The sequence below is a fragment of the Microbacterium phyllosphaerae genome (assembly GCF_050628115.1).
Taxonomy (GTDB): Bacteria; Actinomycetota; Actinomycetes; order Actinomycetales; family Microbacteriaceae; genus Microbacterium; species Microbacterium phyllosphaerae_A.
The window spans coordinates 3,058,206-3,078,038 of sequence record NZ_CP192502.1; the positions used below are offsets into that span (position 1 = coordinate 3,058,206).

Sequence of the window (19,833 nt, forward strand, 5' to 3'; positions counted from 1 at the left end):
GACATGCGGAACGAGTCGGGGCGAAACGCGTGGGAGACTAGAGCAATGCTCCGCGTGCTCACGGCCGGCGAATCGCACGGCCCAGAACTCATTGCCGTCATGGAGGGTCTGCCCTCGGGCGTCCCCGTGTCCTCCGAGGCGATCCAGGCCGATCTCGCACGTCGCAAGCTCGGCTACGGCCGCGGCTCGCGCATGAAGTTCGAGCAGGACGAGCTCACCATCTCCGGCGGCGTCCGCCACGGCAAGACGCTCGGCAGCCCGATCGCCCTGCGCATCGGGAACACCGAGTGGCCGAAGTGGATCGAGGTCATGAACCCCGAACCCACCGAGATCACCGACAAGTCGAGGGGTCGGAGCGCGCCGCTCACCCGACCGCGCCCCGGCCATGCCGACCTCGTGGGCATGCAGAAGTACGACTTCGACGAGGCTCGGCCGATCCTCGAGCGCGCCAGCGCGCGCGAGACCGCCGCGCGTGTCGCACTCGGTGCGATCGCGCGATCGTTCCTGGGCGAGCTCGGCATCCGTCTCGTGAGTCACACGCTGTCGATCGGTCCCGTGCAGGTGCCGGCAGGTTCTGCGCTCCCCACGCCCGATGACGTCGAGACGCTCGACGCCGACCCGCTGCGCTGCTTCGATCCGGCGACGTCCGCACTCATGGTCGCCGAAGTCGACGACGCCAAGAAGGACGGCGACACCCTCGGCGGCATCGTCGAGGTCCTCGCCTACGGCCTGCCGCCCGGGCTGGGCTCGCACGTGCACTGGGACCGCCGTCTCGACGCGCGTCTCGCGCAGGCGCTCATGAGCATCCAGGCGATCAAGGGCGTCGAAGTCGGCGACGGCTTCGAGACGACCCGTCGTCGCGGTTCCGCCGCTCACGACGAGCTGTTCGCCACGGCCGACGGCATCTCGCGCGGCTCGGACCGTGCGGGAGGCACCGAAGGCGGCATGTCGACCGGCACCGTCCTGCGCGTCCGTGCGGGCATGAAGCCCATCGCGACCGTGCCGCACGCCCTCCGCACGATCGACATCGCCTCCGGCGAGGATGCCACGGCCCACCACCAGCGCTCGGACGTCTGCGCTGTGCCCGCCGCCGGCGTCGTGGCCGAAGCCATGGTCGCCGTCGAGCTGGCGAACGCGGTGCTCGAGAAGTTCGGAGGCGACAGCATCCGCGAGACGCGCCGCAACCTCGACGGGTACCTGGCCGGCATCCCGGCCGAACTGCAGACGACCCCGGCGTCCGAGGCGGCGCTCATCGCGCATGACGAGCGAGGCTGAGCAGCTGACGCTGGTGCTCGTCGGTCCGATGGCGGCGGGCAAGACCAGCGTCGGTCGCCGCGTCGCCAAGAAGCTCGGTGTGCCGTTCATCGACACCGACAAGCGCGTCGTCGCCGCCCACGGCCCGATCCCCGGGATCTTCGCCGAGCACGGCGAGGCGCACTTCCGATCGCTCGAACGGGCGGAGGTCGCCGTCGCATTGAGTGCGGGAGGCGTGATCTCGCTCGGCGGCGGTGCGGTGACGGATGCCGGAACGCGGGCGCTGCTGCGCGAGCATCCGGTCGTCTTCCTGACCGTGTCGCCGGAAGTCGTCGTGCACCGCATCAATGCGGGCGGCCGTCCGCTGCTCGCGGGTGACGATCCGGTCGGGCGCTGGACGCAGATCTTCGAAGAACGTCGAGGCTGGTACGACGAGGTGGCGTCCGTGACGTTCGACACATCGCGCCGCCCCATGCAGCGCATCGCCGACGACATCGTGGCATGGAGGAGAGAACGAGCATGAGCACCACCACCATCAGCGTGACGGGGGAGACCCCCTACGACATCACCATCGGACGGGGGATCCTCGACCAGGTCTCCGCAGCCCTGGATCCGGCCGTGCGCAAGATCCTCGTCGTGCACCCTCCGACGCTCGCGGCCCGTGCCGCGGAGCTGCGCGATCGGCTGCTCGCGGACGTCGAGAACGGACCTCGCGAGGTGCTTCTGGCCGAGGTGCCGGATGCCGAGCAGGGCAAGCGCATCGAGGTCGCGGCGTTCTGCTGGCAGGTCATGGGGCAGGCCGACTTCACCCGTACGGATGCCGTCGTGGGCTACGGCGGAGGCGCGGTCACCGACCTCGCCGGCTTCGTCGCGGCGACCTGGCTGCGCGGCGTGCAGGTCGTCCAGGTGCCGACGACCGTGCTCGGACTGGTCGACGCATCGGTCGGTGGGAAGACGGGGATCAACACCGCAGAGGGCAAGAACCTCGTCGGCGCGTTCTGGGCTCCGCGCGCGGTGATCGGAGACCTCGACGAGCTCTCGAGCCTCAGCCCGAACGAGGCCACGGCCGGGTTCGCCGAGGTCGCGAAGGCCGGTTTCATCTGGGCGCCCGAGATCCTCGACATCATCGAAGCCGACCCCGCTCGGGCCGTCGACACCACGACCCCCGAGTTCCGGCGCGCGGTCGAACTCGCGATCGACATGAAGGCGAAGGTCGTCTCGGATGACTTCCGCGAGGCGGGGCAGCGCGAGATCCTCAACTACGGTCACACCCTGGGTCATGCGATCGAGCATGCCGAGCGCTACCGCTGGCGCCACGGCGCGGCCGTCTCGATCGGGATGCTGTACGCCGCGGAGCTGTCACGACTCGCCGGACGACTCTCGGACGACACCGCCGAGCGCCACCGCACGATCCTCGAGTCGCTCGGTCTTCCGACCGGTTACCGCGCCGGTGCATGGCCGCAGCTGCTGGCCACGATGCAGCGAGACAAGAAGAGCCGCGGCGGCATGCTGCGGTTCATCCTGCTCGACGACATCGCGAAGCCCACTGTCCTGCAGGCTCCCGATGAATCTCTGCTGTTCGCCGCATACCAGGAGATCGGCGAATGACCCGCCGCATCCTCCTCGTCAACGGTCCGAACCTCAACCTGCTCGGCAGCCGTGAACCCGAGGTCTACGGCACGGCGACGCTCGCGGACGTGGAGCGCCTGACCACCGAGGCCGCCGCCGCGGTGGGCTTCGAGGTGCGCGTCATCCAGAGCAACCACGAGGGTGTGCTGATCGACGCGATCCACGCCGCCCGGGAGGACTGCACGGCGATCATCATCAACCCGGGAGGCCTCACCCATACCTCCGTGTCGCTCCGGGACGCACTCACCGGAGTCGCGATGCCCTTCGCCGAAGTGCACATCTCCGACGTGTACGCCCGCGAGGAGTTCCGGCACCATTCCTACCTCCACGACGTCGCCGCCGTCCGTGTGATCGGAGAGGGCGTCGACGGGTATGCGAGCGCTGTGCGGCAGCTCGCAGCGCTCATCCCGTAGAATCGACTGTCGGCCCACCCAGTCCACCGGGACGTGAACGGCCCCCAGACTCTAGAAACGGAAAGTCCAGCGCATGGCATCTACCGCAGACATCAAGAACGGCGTCGTCCTCAGCATCGAGCGGCAGCTCTGGAGCGTCGTCGAGTTCCAGCACGTCAAGCCGGGCAAGGGCGGCGCGTTCGTCCGCACCAAGCTCAAGAACGTGATGAGCGGCAAGGTCGTCGACAAGACGTTCAACGCCGGGGCGAAGATCGAGATCGAGAACGTCGACCGTCGCGATTACACCTACCTGTACACCGACGGTGACGGCTACGTGTTCATGGACCAGACCGACTTCGACCAGATCACCGTGAGCGCGGCGACGGTCGGCGACGCGAAGAACTTCCTGCTCGAGAACCAGCAGGTCACGATCGCGCTCAACAACGGCAACCCGCTCTACATCGACCTGCCGGCATCCGTGATCCTCGAGATCACGTACACCGAGCCGGGTCTGCAGGGCGACCGTTCGTCGGCGGGCACGAAGCCGGCGACCCTCGAGACCGGGTATGAGATCCAGGTTCCGCTGTTCGTCGAGACCAACACCAAGGTCAAGGTCGACACGCGCACGGGCGACTACCTCGGTCGCGAGAAGTAAGGCGTGAGCGCCCGCACGAAGGCGCGCAAGCGCGCACTCGACATCCTGTTCTCGGCCGACGTCCGTGGCGACGAGGTCGCGGTGACGTTGGCCGCCGAGGCCCAGCGCGCGGCGAGCGAGCCTGCCCGTGAGGCCTCCTGGCTGTACGCCCGCGAGGTCGTCGACGGCATCATCGACCACCGTGACGAGATCGACGAGCAGATCACCACGCACAGCCGCGACTGGAAGATCGAGCGGATGCCTGCTGTCGATCGCGCTCTGCTGCGCATCGGCGTCTGGGAGATCCTGTTCAACGACGCGGTGCCCACCGCGGTCGCCATCGATGAGGCGGTCGAGCTCGCCAAGGAGTTCTCGACCGACGATTCGGGTGCGTTCGTGCACGGCGTGCTCGCACGCGTCTCTCGCGCAGCCTGAGCGAGGCATCAGGCCGCAGCGACCTCGATGTCCGGGGCCGCGGGAAGGATGGGGCCATGCCCGCGCCGCACGTCGACCTCCGCGACCTCATGCAGATCACGGATGTGGGTGGGTATCAGCGTGGCCTGGCCTACTTCCGTGCGGGCAATGTGCTCGACGTCGTCTGGCATGAGGATCTCCTCGAACTCGAAGGCCACGTCAGCGGCAGTGGCGATGCCCAGTACCAGACCGAGATCGTGTTCCTGTCATCGAACGGCACGCGGCGGGTCCGCACGACGCGCTGCTCGTGCCCGGTGCGCAGCGGGTGCAAGCACGTCGTCGCGACACTGCTCGCATCGAATGTCCACGAGTACACGGAGCAGGCCGCAGCGCTGAAGAGGCCAGCAGAGCCGATCGACGCTCCCGCGCCGGTGCCGGCTGCGGCGACGCCGTCGTGGCGCAGTCTGCTCGACCCGGCCGTCGCACGGCATCCGCAGCCGTTGGCGCTCGGAGTCGAGTTGCGTCATCGGGAGTCCAGGTCCGAGAACCACTGGGGTCCACGCCCGGTGCGCGCGGCGACTGCACGGGATCTCGCACGGCCCACCGGCGAGCTGCTGCTCGCGATCCGTCCGCTGATGCGCAGCGCGCAGACGGGATCCTGGATCCAGGGCGGCGCGGGATGGGATGCCGTGCGCCGGGATGCCGCCCAGTTCGGCCGCATGCAGAACCGCTGGTTCGGCGACCTGCTGAGCATCTCCCGCGATTCACTGCTCTCCGGCAACGCCGGCGACTGGCTGGTGCTCGATCAGGTCGAGTCGCCGCTGCTGTGGGGCCAGCTCCGCTCGGGTGCGGAGCTCGGAATCCCTCTCGTCGCGAGCCAGAAGAGCGCATCCGTGCGCCTCGCCACGTCGGCGGAGGTGTCGGCGCGCATCACACGTGTCGACGACGGTGCGCTGTCCGTCACCGCCGAGGTTCAGATCGACGGCGCTCCCGTCGCCGCATCCGTGGTGCACCCGATCGGCCGCACCGGCGTCTACTCGGCGGGACTGATCGGCCCTCGCATCGAGATCGTGCTCGCGGAGGCACCCCTGAGCGAGCAGATCCGCGCGCTGCTCGCCGCTCCCGATGCGATCGTCGTCCCGGCCTCCGATGAGCAGGCGTTCATCTCCGACGCCTACCCGCTGCTCGCGAGGCGCGGTGTGGTCCGTACGGTCGGCGCCGTCTCGCTGCCTGAGGTGCCGGATCCGAAGCCCGTCCTGACGATCACTTACGAACGCGGCGACGTCGTCAGCTATTCGTTCGAATGGTCGTATGGCCGATTCGGTCGGGTGCCGTTCGCCTGGACGGACGCAGCCGTGCGCGACGCCGCCGCGGAGACCAGCTCGCGAGCACGGATCGAGGAGGCCTGGCAGGAGTTCCGGGCGACGAACTTCCGGCCGGCCGGCTCGTTCCACGACATCGATGCCGCGGCGTTCGTCGCCGAAGGCGTCCCCGCCCTCGAGGCGGTGGGCGTGAGGGTCGAATCGGTCGGCGCCCCCAAGGAGTACCGCGAGCTGACCGGCGTCCCAGAAGTGAAGGTCACGACGGTCGAGACGACGGACTCGGACTGGTTCGATCTCGGCATCCTCGTGACCATCGACGGCAGGCGGATCCCGTTCGGTCCGTTGTTCACCGCGCTGAGCAAGGGCCGCAAGAAGCTGCTGCTCGCCGACGGCGGGTACTTCTCGCTCAACCACCCGGCTCTGGATCGCCTGCGCGACCTGATCGAAGAGGCCGGTGAGCTGCAGGAATGGGAGACCGGGCCGCGGATCAGCCGATACCAGACCGATCTCTGGGAGGAGTTCGAAGACCTCGCAGACGAGGCAGAGCCCGCGGTCAACTGGCGTGCCACGGCCGAGGGGCTCCGTCAGGCCACCGGCGTTCCCGAGACGCCGGTGCCCGCGGGCGTGCAGGCCGAGCTGCGCCCCTATCAGAAGACCGGTTTCGACTGGCTCGCGTTCCTGTGGCGGCACCGGATGGGCGGCATCCTCGCCGACGACATGGGTCTCGGCAAGACGCTGCAGCTGCTGACCTTCATCCAGCACGCGAAGGATCAGGGCGAGACGCGTCCGTTCCTGGTGCTCGCTCCCACTTCGGTGCTGAGCACGTGGCGTTCTGAGGCAGCTCGGTTCACTCCTGGGCTGCGGGTGTCGATCGTCGACAGCACCAGCGGCAGGCGCGCGGACGCTCTCCGCACCGCGGCGGAGACAGCCGACCTCGTCGTGAGCTCCTACACGGTCGCCCGACTCGACGAAGAGGAGTTCCGCACCGTCGAGTGGGCGGCACTGATCCTTGACGAGGCCCAGTTCGTCAAGAATCCGAAGACGCGTCTGCACCGGGCCATCGCGACGTTCCGATCCGACGTGACTTACGCGGTGACCGGCACTCCCATGGAGAACAGCCTGTCGGAGCTGTGGTCGCTGCTGTCTCTCGCGGCTCCCGGACTGTTCCCGTCTGCACGAAAGTTCCGGGACCGCTACATCCAGCCGATCGAGAAGGGCAAGGTCCCCGAGAACGAAGAGGGCGGCGACTATCGCGCCCGGCGCCTCGCCCAGCTCCGTCGTCGTGTCAGGCCCCTCATGCTGCGGCGCACCAAGGAGCTCGTCGCCTCGGATCTGCCGGCGAAGCAGGAGCAGCTGCTCGAGGTCGAACTGAGCCCCGAGCATCGGGCGCTCTACGACGTGGTGCTGCAGCGCGAGCGGCAGAAGGTTCTCGGGCTCCTCGACGATCTCGACCGCAACAGGTTCATCGTCTTCCGTTCTCTGACTCTCCTCAGGATGCTGAGCCTGGCTCCCGGTCTGGTCGACGAGGCGGATGCGGAGATCGGATCGAGCAAGCTCGACACGCTGCTCGAGAGGGTGATCGAGCTGCAGGCAGAGGGTCACCGGGCGCTCGTCTTCAGCCAGTTCACCTCCTTCCTCGATCTCGCGGCCGCACGCCTCGAGGCGGCAGGCATCCCGTACGCGCATCTCGACGGATCGACGCGGCATCGGGAGCAGGTCATCGACGCGTTCAAGGCGGGGGAGCAGCCGGTGTTCCTGATCAGCCTGAAGGCCGGAGGTTTCGGTCTGACGCTCACGGAGGCCGACTACGTCTTCCTGCTCGATCCGTGGTGGAACCCGGCTGCGGAGGAGCAGGCGATCGACCGCACGCATCGGATCGGGCAGACCAGTCAGGTGTTCGTGTACCGGATGATCTCGACCGGAACGATCGAGGAGAAGGTCCTGCAGCTTCAGCAGCGCAAGGCCCGTCTCTTCACCGCCGTCATGGACGACGACGAGCTGTTCGCGCAGTCCATCACGGCCGACGACATCAAGGGTCTCTTCGAGGATCGGTGATTTGTTCCGGCCCGGTCACCGCCTCCGCTCAGGGGCCCATCGGTAGAATCGAACGGTTCACTTCAGGAGGAATGCATGCGGATCACGGGACTCGGCCACGCCGGGATGTTCATCGAGACGGTCGGCGGGAACATCATCTGCGACCCCGTTCTCGGGCCCTCGTTCTTCGGCTCCTGGTTCCCGTTCCCCGACAACAGGGGGCTCGACTGGGAGCGATTCGGACGTGAGGCGGACTTCCTCTACATCTCACACCGCCACCGCGACCACTTCGACCCGAGGCTGCTCGAGCGGTACATCCGCAAGGACATCGAGGTGCTCCTGCCCGAGTACCCGATCGATGACCTCGAGAAGGACATCAGGGCGCTCGGCTACACGAACATCACCTACGCGCCCGCCGGCGAGATCATCGAGCGCGGCGAGCTGAAGATCATGATCACGCCGCTGCGCGCCCCGAGCGACGGCCCGATCGGCGACTCGTCGCTGAGCGTCGACGACGGCACCGCGTCGATCCTCAACCAGAATGACTCGCATCCTCTCGATCTCGACACGCTCCTGCACTTCGGGAAGCCCGATGCATACTTCACGCAGGTGTCCGGGGCCATCTGGTGGCCCATGGTCTACGACCTGCCGATGGATGCGAAGCAGAACTTCGCGAAGCTCAAGCGCGACGCCCAGAACAAGCGAGCGATGTATTACATCGACAAAGTGGATGCCCCGCACGTCTTCCCGATGGCAGGGCCGCCCATGTTCCTCCGTGACGATCTCTTCGACTTCAACGGGATCGGCCGCAACGGCGAGTCCATCTTCACGGATCAGAAGCAGTTCCTCGCGCACATGAACGAGCTGTCTCCGCAGTACGACGGTCACCTGTTCGTCCCCGGCACGGTCGTCACGGTCGACGGAGGAGACGTGGCCACGGAGCAGTCGCTCTACACAGAGGCGGAGCTCGCCCACATCTTCGACGAGAAGTGGGACTACCTCGAGGAGCAGCGGTCGTCGCGGCAGCAGGAGATCCGGGACGAGGAGGCGTCGCGCGCCGAGGTCCTTCCCGCCGCCGAGATCCTCGAAGCACTCAAGGGCTGGTGGGAGCCGCTGTTGAAGAAGTCGCGCACCATCCGTCTCGGCGTCGGCGGGTGCGTCCGGTTCAAGATCGGCGACCTCGACATGGTCGTCGACTTCCCCCGGGCCAAGGTGCGCGAGTATGCCGGCGAGGAGTGCATCTACTGGTACACGATCCCCGCCGATCTCGTCTCGACGAACATCCGCGACCATGAGATCGACTGGTCGAACTCGATCTTCCTGTCGATGCAGTTCCAGGTCGGACGCAGCGGCAAATTCAACGAGTTCCTCACGACGTTCCTCAAGTGTCTCTCGGTCGACCGCATCGAGTACGTCGAGAACTGGTATCAGGAGCAGACCGACCAGACCGAGGATGCCGAAGTCGGCGACTGGATCGTGCAGCGTCGCTGCCCGCATCTGCGCGCCGACCTCACGAAGACCGGGAAAGTCGACGAGGACGGCATCCTGACGTGCAGCATGCACGACTGGAAGTGGGACCTGAAGACCGGTCGCTGCCTCTCGACCAGCGGTCACCCGATCCGCTCGACGAAGATCGACGAGGTCACCGACGCCGTGCTCAGCGAGGCAAGCTGACGTGCCGCGTTCCCCGCACCCGCAGGGTTCCGGCCGTGACGCACGCACGTCGCGGCTCGAGTACAAGGGACCATGGCGCGGTGCTCGGTGGATCGTGCGCTCCGATTCTGAGCGCCTCGTGCGGATCGCCGCCGACTTCCTCACCGAGGAGGGATTCGAGGCCCGAGCCGACGGCTTCGCCGAGAGTCTGCGCGAGCGCGGCTCGGAGTGGACGGCGACAGCCCTCGAGATCGGTGACGAGAAGCGTTCGCATCGCAGCTGGTGGCGCGGCCTTCTGACCGACGAGCTGCCGTTCCCCATGCCGCACGCGCTCCAGCATGTGCTTCCGCCGACGTTGGTCGTCGCCTCCGCGCGCCCGGTGGCCGCCGGCGTCGCGGAACTCGTCGTCTTCCCTCACATGTCCGCACGCGGTGACGCCACCCATGCGCGGGCGGCGGCGCCGCGGGTCGCCGCAGCGCTCGAGCAGATCACCGCGGCGGCGGGAGCTGAGGGAGCGATGCTCTCGCACGAATCCCTGCGCGGTATCGCGAACGACGGATCGCCCGCCTCCCAGGCGGTCGTCCGCGACGTTCTCGGCTGGCGCTGACCGCGCGCTAGACTGGACGCATCAAGCAACCTTTAACACCGTCCTGTGAGGCGGAGAAGGGAGCGGCTGATGAGTGCACGCACCGTTCTGCACGAAGCCGATATCTCGCGGGCTCTGACCCGCATCGCACACGAGATCCTCGAATCCAACCGAGGGGCTGAGAACCTCGTCCTGCTGGGCATTCCGACCCGCGGAGTCACTCTCGCCCGTCGCCTCGCCGCCGTCATCGGCGAGATCGCAGAGACCTCAGTGCCGGTGGGAGCGCTCGACGTCACGATGTTCCGTGACGATCTCGCCAAGCACCCGACCAGGTCGCCGCGGCCGACGGACATCCCCGTCGGCGGGATCGACGGACGCACCGTGGTCCTCGTCGACGACGTGCTCTTCTCGGGACGCAGCATCCGTGCCGCTCTCGACGCGTTGCAGTCGATCGGTCGCCCTGCGGTCGTGCGCCTGGCGATCCTCGTCGACCGCGGCCACCGCGAGCTGCCGATCCGCCCTGATTTCGTCGGCAAGAACATCCCCTCGTCCCGGCAGGAGCGCGTCAACGTGCGCCTCACCGAAGACGACGGCGCCGAAGAGGTGACGATCGAAGCATGAGACATCTCCTCGACACCCGCACCCTCGACCGCGAGACCGCTCTGCGCATCCTCGACGTCGCCGAGGACATGTCCGACACGCAGTCGCGCGAGGTCAAGAAGCTCCCGACGCTGCGCGGCAAGACCGTCGTCAACCTGTTCTTCGAGGACTCGACGCGCACCCGCATCTCGTTCGAGGCGGCCGCGAAGCGCCTCTCGGCCGATGTGATCAACTTCGCTGCGAAGGGCTCCAGCGTCTCCAAGGGCGAGAGCCTGAAGGACACGGCCCAGACGCTGCAGGCGATGGGGGCGGATGCCGTCGTCATCCGCCATCCCGCCTCCGGCGCCCCGCAGACGCTCGCCACGAGCGGCTGGATCTCCGCCGGCGTCGTCAACGCCGGCGACGGCACGCATGAGCATCCGACGCAGGCGCTGCTCGACGCGTTCACGATCCGCAAACGGCGTTTCGGCGCGGACAGCCGGGGCCGTGATCTGGCCGGAGTCCGCGTCGTCATCGTCGGGGACGTGCTGCACTCGCGGGTCGCGCGATCCAACGTCTGGCTGCTCGCGACCCTCGGTGCCGAGGTCACGCTGGTGTCCCCGCCGACCCTCGTCCCGCAGAACGTCTCGCTCTGGCCCGCCAAGGTCGTGTACGACCTCGATCAGGCGCTGGCGCAGGGGCCGGACGCAGTGATGATGCTGCGCATCCAGCTCGAGCGGATGAACGCCGCGTATTTCCCCACTGAGCGGGAGTATTCCAGAAGATGGGGTCTTGACGCACTGCGAGTCGCGGGCCTTCCTGACGGTAGCATTGTGATGCACCCCGGACCCATGAACCGGGGGTTGGAGATCTCCTCCGAAGCCGCCGATTCCCCACGATCCACCGTGCTGGAACAGGTGACGAACGGGGTGTCCATCCGGATGGCAGTGCTGTACCTGCTCCTTGCAGGAGAACGAGACGACGAACGAGGGGGAGACCAGTGAGCGAGACCCTCGTCATCACCGGCGCACAGCTTCTCGGTGCGAAGAGCGCCGACATCATCGTCGAGAACGGGGTGATCTCCGAGATCGGCGCAGGGCTCAGTCGCTCGGGCGCCCGCGTCATCGACGCGGCGGGTCTGGTCGCCCTCCCGGGGCTGGTCGATCTGCACACGCATCTGCGTGAGCCCGGATACGAGGCGTCCGAGACGATCCTCACCGGAACCCGCGCGGCGGCGGCCGGTGGCTTCACGGCCGTCTTCGCGATGCCGAACACGTCGCCGGTCGCAGACACGGCCGGAGTCGTCGAGCAGGAGCTCGCACTCGGGGAGGCCGCAGGCTACGCCACGGTCCAGCCGATCGGCGCGGTCACCGTCGGGCAGAAGGGCGAGCGGCTCGCCGAGCTGGGCGCGATGGCGACGTCGCGCGCCCAGGTGCGCGTCTTCAGCGACGACGGCTTCTGCGTCTTCGATCCGCTGATCATGCGGCGCGCGCTCGAGTACGTGAAGTCCTTCGACGGCGTCATCGCCCAGCACGCGCAGGATCCTCGCCTCACCGAGGGCGCCCAGATGAACGAGGGCACCGTGTCGGCGGAGCTCGGACTGGCCGGATGGCCCGCGGTGGCTGAGGAGTCGATCATCGCCCGCGATGTGCTCCTCGCTGAGCACGTGGGCTCGCGCCTGCACGTCTGCCACCTCTCGACCGCGGGTTCGGTGGACATCATCCGCTGGGCCAAGAAGCGCGGCATCAATGTGACCGCCGAGGTCACCCCTCACCACCTGCTGCTGACCGACGAGCTCGTGCGCGGGTACGACGCCCGGTACAAGGTCAACCCGCCCCTGCGCCGCGAAGAAGACGTGCTCGCCGTGCGCGAGGGCCTCGCGGACGGCACGATCGACATCGTCGCGACCGACCACGCGCCGCACCCGAGCGAGCACAAGGCATGCGAGTGGCAGGCCGCCGCGAACGGCATGGTGGGCCTCGAGAGCGCCCTGCGCGTCGTGCACCAGTCGATGGTGCAGACCGGCCTGATCGGCTGGGAGGACGTGTCACGGGTGATGAGTGCGGCACCCGCGCGGATCGGTCGGCTCTCAGGGCACGGCACGCCTCTCGAGGTCGGTGCTCCCGCGCAGATCGCGCTCTACGACGCCTCGGTCGCCGGGGTGTTCACGGAGTCCGATCTGCACGGCCGCAGCGTGAACTCGCCCTACCTCGGGCGTGACCTGCCCGGACGGGTCGAGTACACCGTGCACCGCGGGGTCGTGACGGTCGCCGGCGGCGCCGTCGTCGAGGAGCTGAACGCATGAGCGCCAGGGACATCGCCATCGCGATCACGATCGCCGTGGCCGCGCTCGTCCTGCTCGCGATGTTCACCGCATGGCGACGACGACTTCGACGCGACTCCGGCCTCACGGCGCCGCTCGGGGTTCCCGAGCACGCCGAGGTCCTCGACCGCCACGAGGTGCTGTACGTGTCGACCACGAAGCACGACCAGCCGCTCGAGCGACTGACGCTGTCGCCTCTCGCGTACCGCGCGCGAGGCGAGGTCGCGGTGACCGACCGTGGTCTGGCGCTGTGCCTCGACGGCGCACCGACTGTCTTCCTGGCCGCGTCTCGTCTCGAGAGCGTCGGCCGTGCGACGGTCACGATCGATCGCGTGGTCGAGCCCGGTGGCCTGGTCCGTGTGGCCTGGAGCACCGACGACGACACGATCGTCGACTCCTACCTCCGTCTGACCGACGGAGATCCCCAGAACTTCATCTCAGAACTGCAGCGACTCGTCCCCGCCTCCGGCGCCTCGGACGACACCGCCGCCCCCGACACAGGAGCAACGTCATGACAGCCCTCCCCGAACCCGCCGTCCTCGTCCTCGAAGACGGGACCCGCCACACCGGCCGCGCGTACGGCGCACTGGGAACCACGATCGGCGAGGTCGTCTTCGCCACCGGCATGTCCGGCTACCAGGAGACGCTCACCGACCCGTCCTATGCCGGACAGATCGTGCTGCAGACCGCACCGCACATCGGCAACACCGGCATGAACGACGAGGACCCCGAGTCCCGACGCATCTGGGTGGCCGGCTACATCGTGCGCGACCCCTCGCGCGTCGTCTCGAACTGGCGCGCGAACGCCTCGCTCGACGAAGTGCTCGTGCAGGACGGGATCGTCGGCATCAGCGGCATCGACACCCGGTCGATCACCCGCCACATCCGATCGGCCGGCTCGATGCGCGGCGGCATCTTCTCGGGAGAGGCCGCTCAGCTCGACGCCGAGGAGCAGTTGCGCATCGTGCGTGAAGCGCCTCAGATGGCCGGTCAGAACCTGTCGGCGCAGGTCTCTGTCGATGTCGCCACCGTGACGACGGCCATGGGCGAGCGGGTGGGCAACCTCGCAGTCCTCGACCTCGGCGTCAAACAGGCCACGATCGACAACCTCGCCGCGCGTGGCTTCGAGGTGCACGTGCTGCCGCAGAGCGTCACGATCGACGACATCCGCTCGATCGATCCGGTCGCGGTCTTCTACTCGAACGGCCCCGGCGACCCTGCAGCATCCGGGGATCACGTCGAGCTGCTTCGCGCGGTCCTCGATGACGGTCTTCCCTTCTTCGGCATCTGCTTCGGAAACCAGCTGCTCGGTCGCGCACTCGGCCTCGGCACCTACAAGCTGCCGTTCGGTCACCGCGGCATCAACCAGCCCGTGCTCGACAAGTCGACCGGTCGAGTCGAGATCACCGCGCACAACCACGGCTTCGCGGTGGAGGCCCCTCTCGAGGGCTCCTTCGACAGCCCGAACGGCTACGGCAAGGTCGAGGTCAGCCACGTCGGACTGAACGACAAGGTCGTGGAAGGTCTCCGGGCTCTCGACATCCCCGCGTTCTCCGTGCAGTACCACCCGGAGGCGGCCGCAGGCCCCCACGACGCCAACTACCTCTTCGACCGGTTCCGCGACATGGTCATCGCCAGCAAGAAGGACGCCAAGTAATGCCCAAGCGCGACGACATCAACTCCGTTCTCGTCATCGGCTCCGGCCCGATCGTCATCGGTCAGGCGTGCGAGTTCGACTACTCCGGCACCCAGGCGTGCCGTGTCCTCCGCGAGGAGGGTGTGCGGGTCATCCTGGTCAACTCCAACCCGGCCACGATCATGACCGACCCCGACTTCGCCGACGCGACGTACATCGAGCCGATCACCTGGCAGGTCATCGAGACCATCATCGCCAAGGAGCGCCCGGATGCCATCCTGCCGACCCTCGGCGGTCAGACCGCGCTGAACGCCGCGATCGAACTGCACAACCACGGCATCCTCGAGAAGTACGACGTCGAGCTGATCGGCGCGAGCTTCGAGGCGATCAACAAGGGCGAGGACCGTCAGATCTTCAAGCAGCTGGTGCTGGATGCCGGCGCAGACGTGGCGCGCAGCATCATCGCGCACACCATGGACGATCTGCTCGAGGGTGCGGCTGAGCTCGGCTACCCGCTCGTCGTCCGCCCGTCGTTCACCATGGGCGGTCTCGGTTCCGGATTCGCCTACGACGAGCAGGACCTGCGCCGTATCGGCGGTGCGGGGCTCCGAGACTCGCCGACCACCGAGGTGCTCCTGGAGGAGTCCATCCTCGGCTGGAAGGAATACGAGCTCGAGCTCATGCGCGACACCGCCGACAACACGGTGGTCGTCTGCTCGATCGAGAACGTCGACCCGGTCGGCGTGCACACGGGAGACTCGATCACGGTCGCCCCGGCGCTGACGCTGACCGACCGCGAGTACCAGAAGCTCCGCGACATCGGCATCGACATCATCCGCGCCGTCGGGGTCGACACCGGCGGATGCAACATCCAGTTCGCCATCGACCCCAGCAACGGCCGCATCATCGTGATCGAGATGAACCCGCGCGTCTCGCGTTCGAGCGCCCTGGCCTCGAAGGCGACCGGATTCCCGATCGCCAAGCTCGCCGCCAAGCTCGCGCTCGGCTACCGCCTCGACGAGATCCCGAACGACATCACCGGCGTCACCCCGGCGAGCTTCGAGCCCACGCTCGACTACGTCGTCGTCAAGGTTCCGCGTTTCGCGTTCGAGAAGTTCCCGGCCGCAGACGCCACGCTCACCACGACCATGAAGTCCGTCGGCGAGGCCATGGCCATCGGACGCAACTACGCGACCGCCCTCCAGAAGGCGCTCCGCTCGCTCGAGAAGCGCGGCTCCAGCTTCCACTGGGGCATCGAGGAGCGTTCGGTCGAAGAGCTGCTCGAGACCTCGAAGGTGCCGACCGACGGACGCATCGTCACACTGCAGCAGGCGCTGCGCAAGGGCGCGACCGTCGAGCAGGCATTCGACGCCACGGCGATCGACCCGTGGTTCATCGACCAGATCGTGCTGATCAACGAGGTCGCCGAGATCGTCGCCGCAGCGCCCGAGCTCGATGCCGCGACACTCCGATACGCGAAGGAGTACGGCTTCTCCGACGCGCAGATCGCCGAGCTGCGAGGCGAGAAGGAGGCGGAGATCCGCGGCGTGCGCCATGGCCTCGGCATCCGTCCGGTGTTCAAGACCGTCGACACCTGCGCCGGCGAGTTCCCGGCTCTCACGCCGTACCACTACTCGAGCTACGACTTCGAGACGGAGGTCACGCCGTCGGATCGCACCAAGGTCGTGATCATCGGATCGGGCCCGAACCGCATCGGCCAGGGGGTCGAGTTCGACTACTCCTGCGTCCACGCGTCATTCGCCCTCTCGGATGCCGGCTTCGAGACCATCATGGTCAACTGCAACCCCGAGACCGTGTCGACCGACTACGACACGTCGGACCGGCTCTACTTCGAGCCGCTCACGCTCGAGGACGTGCTCGAGGTCCTCGATGCGGAATCCGCCAGCGGAACCATCCTGGGCGTTGTCTGCCAGCTCGGCGGACAGACCCCGCTGGGGCTCGCGAAGGGCATCGAGGCAGCCGGCTACCAGGTGCTGGGCACCAGCCCCGAGGCCATCGACATCGCCGAAGAGCGCGAGCTGTTCTCTCAGCTTCTCGACAGCGCGGGCCTCATCGCCCCCCGCCACGGCACCGCTGTGGACGCGGACGGCGCGGTGGCGGTGGCGGAGGAGATCGGATACCCGGTGCTCGTGCGCCCGAGCTTCGTGCTCGGCGGACGCGGGATGGAGATCGTCTACAGCTCCGATTCGCTGCGCGAGTACTTCGTGCGCACGGCGGGCGAGGTCATCATCGAAGAGGGCAAGCCGCTACTCGTCGACCGGTTCCTCGATGACGCGATCGAGCTCGATGTCGATGCCCTCTACGACGGCACCGAACTGTTCATCGGCGGAGTGATGGAGCACCTCGAAGAGGCCGGCATCCACTCGGGCGACTCGAGCTGCACCCTTCCTCCCGTCTCACTCGGGCGCACCGACATCGACCGTGTCCGCGAGGCGACGCTGGCGATCGCGAAGGGCGTGGGCGTCCGTGGTCTGCTGAACGTGCAGTTCGCGATCAGCGCCGGTGTGCTCTACGTGATCGAGGCGAACCCGCGCGCGAGCCGCACGGTGCCCTTCGTCTCGAAGGCGCTGGGCATCCCGATGGCCAAGGCCGCGAGCCGTGTGATGGTGGGATCGACGATCGCGGAGCTGCGCGCCGAGGGCATGCTGCCCGAGCAGGACGGTTCGCGCGTGCCCCTCGACGCTCCCGTGTCGGTCAAAGAGGCCGTGCTGCCCTTCAAGCGGTTCCGCACCGCAGACGGCAAGACGGTCGACTCGATCCTCGGACCGGAGATGCGCTCGACAGGTGAGGTCATGGGCATCGACCGCGACTTCCCGACGGCGTTCGCGAAGAGCCAGGCGGCCGCCTACGGCGGGATGCCGACCTCGGGCACAGTGTTCATCTCGGTCGCAGACTCCGACAAGCGAGCGGTCATCCTTCCGGCGCACCGCCTGCAGCAGCTCGGTTTCACGATCGTGGCGACGGAGGGCACAGCCGAGATCCTGTCGCGCAACGGCATCGCCGTGACCGTCGTCGAGAAGTACAGCGAGACCCAGGAGTCGGGGGCCACGAACATCGTCGACCTGATCAACGAGGGTGCGATCGACATCGTCGTGAACACCCCCTCGGGGGGAGCGGCGCGTGCGGACGGCTACGAGATCCGCGCGGCAGCGGTCGCAGCCGACAAGGCGCTGTTCACCACGATGGCCGTCCTCGGCGCAGCGGTGAGCGGAATGGACGCGGCGCACGAGGGCTTCCAGGTCAAGAGCCTGCAGGAGTACGCGCTCGACCGGAAGGCCGCTTTGTGAGCGCACGCTTCGGTGAGCGGGTCCGTGCCGCACTGTCGGCGCACGGCCCGCTCTGCGTGGGCATCGACCCGCATGCGTCGCTCCTGCGGTCCTGGGGACTCACGGATGACGCTCGCGGGGCGCGTGATTTCGGGCTGCGGACGGTCGAGGCCGCCGCAGGCCGGGTCGGCGTGGTGAAACCGCAGGTATCGTTCTTCGAGCGCTTCGGCTCCACAGGGATCGCCGCCCTCGAAGACGTCCTCTCCGCGGCACGCACCGCCGGTCTGATCGTGATCGCCGACGCGAAGCGCGGCGACATCGGATCCACGATGGATGCGTATGCCGAAGCCTGGCTCACGCCGGGGTCTCCAATGGAGGCCGACGCGCTCACGGTGAACCCGTTCCTCGGCGTGGGGGCGCTGGACGGCGCGTTCGCCCTGGCACAGCAGCACGACAAGGGGCTGTTCGTCCTCGCGGCGACCAGCAACCCTGAGGCAGAAGGGCTGCAGCGCGCGGTCTCGGAGACGGGACGCGCGGTGTCGGCAGACATCATCGCCGTGGTCTCGTCCCGCAATGCGGAACAGTCGAGCGCGGGGGAGTGGGGGAGCTTCGGCTTCGTCATCGGCGCCACGGTCGACTGGGCCGATGCGGGCATCGCCGGTTTCGCGCCGACGGCCCCCATCCTGGCGCCCGGGTTCGGGACGCAGGGTGCCGCCCCCGCCGATCTCCACCGCCGCTTCGGCGCGATGAGCGCAGCGGTCATCGCCAGCGAGAGCCGCAGCATCCTCTCGGCAGGGCCCGCCGGCCTCGTCGCCGCCATCGACGCTCGCGTCGCAGAGTACAGGGAGGCCGGCCGTGGCTGAGTCTCGTCCGGTCCCAGAGGTCGATCGCGCCGCCGCCGCCCGCAAGGCCGTCGAGCGGCGACGTGCACGTGCCTCGCTCAAGCGCGATCTGACCATGCGCGTCGTGACCCCGCAGACAGTCCTCGACCGCGCGAGCGCCGATCCGGACTCGGTCGAGGGCTCGATGCGCATCACCGACTTCCTGCTCGCCCTCCCGGCGATCGGCGCGGGCAAGCGCGACCGCATCCTCGACGAGCTGCACATCTCGCCGGTCAAGCGACTGGGCGGTCTGGGCGTCCGTCAGCGCGTCGCGCTCTCGCAGTGGCTCGACTCGCGTTTCCCCGTGCTCGAGCCGCGCGGCGCCCGCAGCCGCCTGCTCGTCCTGGCGGGGCCCACTGCGGTGGGCAAGGGCACGGTCGCCGCTCACATCCGCGAGAACAATCCCGAGATCCATCTGTCGGTCTCGGCCACGACGCGGCCGGCGCGCCCCGGTGAGGTCGACGGGGTTCACTACTACTTCGTCGAAGACGCCGAGTTCGACCGGCTGATCGCCGAAGACGAGCTGCTCGAATACGCCGTCGTGCACAACCGCTCGCGCTACGGCACTCCCCGGGCGCCGATCGACGCTGCTCTTGCCGAGGGCAAGACGGTTCTGCTCGAGATCGATCTGCAGGGCGCGCGTCAGGTCCGCAAGGCCGAGCCCGCCGCGACCCTGATCTTCCTGCTCCCGCCGACGTGGGACGAACTCGTGCAGAGACTGGTCGGACGTGGCACCGAAGGCGCCGAGGAACGGGCTCGTCGCCTTCGCACCGCGAAGGTCGAATTGGCCGCGCAGAACGAGTTCGACCACCTGATCGTGAACGAGGACGTCGCCACCGCTGCCGCAGAGGTCGTAGAATTGTCTTCGAGCTCTGCGCGCTGAGCATCTTCGCGCGCCCGCTACACCGTCTTCGCGACGATCCCGTCGCCTGATCAGGAGGTCCCACCATGGCCGGACACCACACCAACGGAATCATCGATCCCCCGATCGACAACCTGCTCGACCGTGTCGACTCGAAGTACGAGCTCGTCATCTACGCCGCCAAGCGCGCGCGCCAGATCAACGACTACTACTCCGACCTGCACGAGGGAAACCTCTTCGACAACGTCGGTCCGCTGGTCGACTCCTCGGTCGAGGACAAGCCGCTGACGATCGCTCTGCACGAGATCAACGAGGACAAGCTCCGCCTCCGTCACGTCGAGTGACGT

General features: G+C 67.9%; 18 protein-coding genes. All 18 read left to right on the plus strand.

The genetic code is table 11. From position 1 onward, the window contains the following. The first annotated feature begins 45 nt into the window (after window positions 1-45). The 18 genes from aroC to rpoZ all read left to right on the plus strand — a co-directional run bounded on the left by aroC (window position 46) and on the right by rpoZ (window position 19,830). Window positions 46-1,275: a chorismate synthase gene (gene aroC, locus ACQ4LY_RS14645; RefSeq protein WP_431072627.1), complete on the plus strand. Its 1,230-nt coding sequence runs from the start codon at window positions 46-48 to the stop codon at window positions 1,273-1,275. After that, window positions 1,259-1,777 carry a shikimate kinase gene (locus ACQ4LY_RS14650; protein WP_431072629.1) on the plus strand — a complete coding sequence of 173 codons (519 nt, stop codon included), beginning with the start codon at window positions 1,259-1,261 and terminating at the stop codon, window positions 1,775-1,777. The genes aroC and ACQ4LY_RS14650 overlap by 17 nt, the downstream gene beginning before the upstream one ends. Further along, window positions 1,774-2,862, plus strand: a complete 1,089-nt coding sequence (aroB, locus tag ACQ4LY_RS14655) for a 3-dehydroquinate synthase (RefSeq protein ID WP_431072631.1) — start codon at window positions 1,774-1,776, stop codon at window positions 2,860-2,862. The genes ACQ4LY_RS14650 and aroB overlap by 4 nt, the downstream gene beginning before the upstream one ends. After that, window positions 2,859-3,296 carry a type II 3-dehydroquinate dehydratase gene (gene aroQ, locus ACQ4LY_RS14660; protein WP_431072633.1) on the plus strand — a complete coding sequence of 146 codons (438 nt, stop codon included), beginning with the start codon at window positions 2,859-2,861 and terminating at the stop codon, window positions 3,294-3,296. The genes aroB and aroQ overlap by 4 nt, the downstream gene beginning before the upstream one ends. 73 nt (window positions 3,297-3,369) lie before the next feature. Then, window positions 3,370-3,930 carry an elongation factor P gene (gene efp, locus ACQ4LY_RS14665; RefSeq protein ID WP_056307658.1) on the plus strand — a complete coding sequence of 187 codons (561 nt, stop codon included), beginning with the start codon at window positions 3,370-3,372 and terminating at the stop codon, window positions 3,928-3,930. A gap of 3 nt (window positions 3,931-3,933) precedes the next feature. Next, window positions 3,934-4,344, plus strand: coding sequence for a transcription antitermination factor NusB (gene nusB / locus ACQ4LY_RS14670; protein WP_311245143.1), 411 nt, complete (start codon window positions 3,934-3,936; stop codon window positions 4,342-4,344). A 56-nt stretch (window positions 4,345-4,400) separates the two neighbouring features. Beyond that, on the plus strand, window positions 4,401-7,700 hold the full coding sequence (locus tag ACQ4LY_RS14675) for an SNF2-related protein (protein WP_431072635.1): 3,300 nt from the start codon (window positions 4,401-4,403) through the stop codon (window positions 7,698-7,700). Window positions 7,701-7,775: 75 nt separating this feature from the next. Beyond that, complete coding sequence (locus ACQ4LY_RS14680) at window positions 7,776-9,353, plus strand: Rieske 2Fe-2S domain-containing protein (RefSeq protein ID WP_431072637.1); 1,578 nt, start codon at window positions 7,776-7,778, stop codon at window positions 9,351-9,353. Window position 9,354: 1 nt separating this feature from the next. Beyond that, window positions 9,355-9,939, plus strand: a complete 585-nt coding sequence (locus tag ACQ4LY_RS14685; protein ID WP_431072639.1) for a hypothetical protein — start codon at window positions 9,355-9,357, stop codon at window positions 9,937-9,939. A gap of 69 nt (window positions 9,940-10,008) precedes the next feature. After that, window positions 10,009-10,539 carry a bifunctional pyr operon transcriptional regulator/uracil phosphoribosyltransferase PyrR gene (gene pyrR, locus ACQ4LY_RS14690; protein ID WP_431072641.1) on the plus strand — a complete coding sequence of 177 codons (531 nt, stop codon included), beginning with the start codon at window positions 10,009-10,011 and terminating at the stop codon, window positions 10,537-10,539. Next, window positions 10,536-11,501 (plus strand): aspartate carbamoyltransferase catalytic subunit, encoded by a 966-nt coding sequence (locus ACQ4LY_RS14695; protein WP_431072643.1) that lies wholly within the window; start codon window positions 10,536-10,538, stop codon window positions 11,499-11,501. The genes pyrR and ACQ4LY_RS14695 overlap by 4 nt, the downstream gene beginning before the upstream one ends. Then, window positions 11,498-12,802 carry a dihydroorotase gene (locus tag ACQ4LY_RS14700; RefSeq protein WP_431072644.1) on the plus strand — a complete coding sequence of 435 codons (1,305 nt, stop codon included), beginning with the start codon at window positions 11,498-11,500 and terminating at the stop codon, window positions 12,800-12,802. Before ACQ4LY_RS14695 ends, ACQ4LY_RS14700 begins: the two co-directional genes overlap by 4 nt. After that, complete coding sequence (locus tag ACQ4LY_RS14705; RefSeq protein ID WP_431072646.1) at window positions 12,799-13,335, plus strand: hypothetical protein; 537 nt, start codon at window positions 12,799-12,801, stop codon at window positions 13,333-13,335. The genes ACQ4LY_RS14700 and ACQ4LY_RS14705 overlap by 4 nt, the downstream gene beginning before the upstream one ends. Further along, window positions 13,332-14,477 carry a glutamine-hydrolyzing carbamoyl-phosphate synthase small subunit gene (carA, locus tag ACQ4LY_RS14710; RefSeq protein WP_431072648.1) on the plus strand — a complete coding sequence of 382 codons (1,146 nt, stop codon included), beginning with the start codon at window positions 13,332-13,334 and terminating at the stop codon, window positions 14,475-14,477. Before ACQ4LY_RS14705 ends, carA begins: the two co-directional genes overlap by 4 nt. Then, entirely contained in the window at window positions 14,477-17,764 is a 3,288-nt protein-coding gene (carB, locus tag ACQ4LY_RS14715; protein WP_431072650.1) for a carbamoyl-phosphate synthase large subunit, read from the plus strand. Before carA ends, carB begins: the two co-directional genes overlap by 1 nt. Next, on the plus strand, window positions 17,761-18,606 hold the full coding sequence (pyrF, locus tag ACQ4LY_RS14720; protein WP_431072652.1) for an orotidine-5'-phosphate decarboxylase: 846 nt from the start codon (window positions 17,761-17,763) through the stop codon (window positions 18,604-18,606). The genes carB and pyrF overlap by 4 nt, the downstream gene beginning before the upstream one ends. Beyond that, complete coding sequence (gmk, locus tag ACQ4LY_RS14725) at window positions 18,599-19,507, plus strand: guanylate kinase (RefSeq protein WP_431072654.1); 909 nt, start codon at window positions 18,599-18,601, stop codon at window positions 19,505-19,507. Before pyrF ends, gmk begins: the two co-directional genes overlap by 8 nt. Window positions 19,508-19,572: 65 nt before the next feature. Then, window positions 19,573-19,830, plus strand: coding sequence for a DNA-directed RNA polymerase subunit omega (gene rpoZ / locus ACQ4LY_RS14730; protein ID WP_431072656.1), 258 nt, complete (start codon window positions 19,573-19,575; stop codon window positions 19,828-19,830). Window positions 19,831-19,833 lie beyond the last annotated feature (3 nt).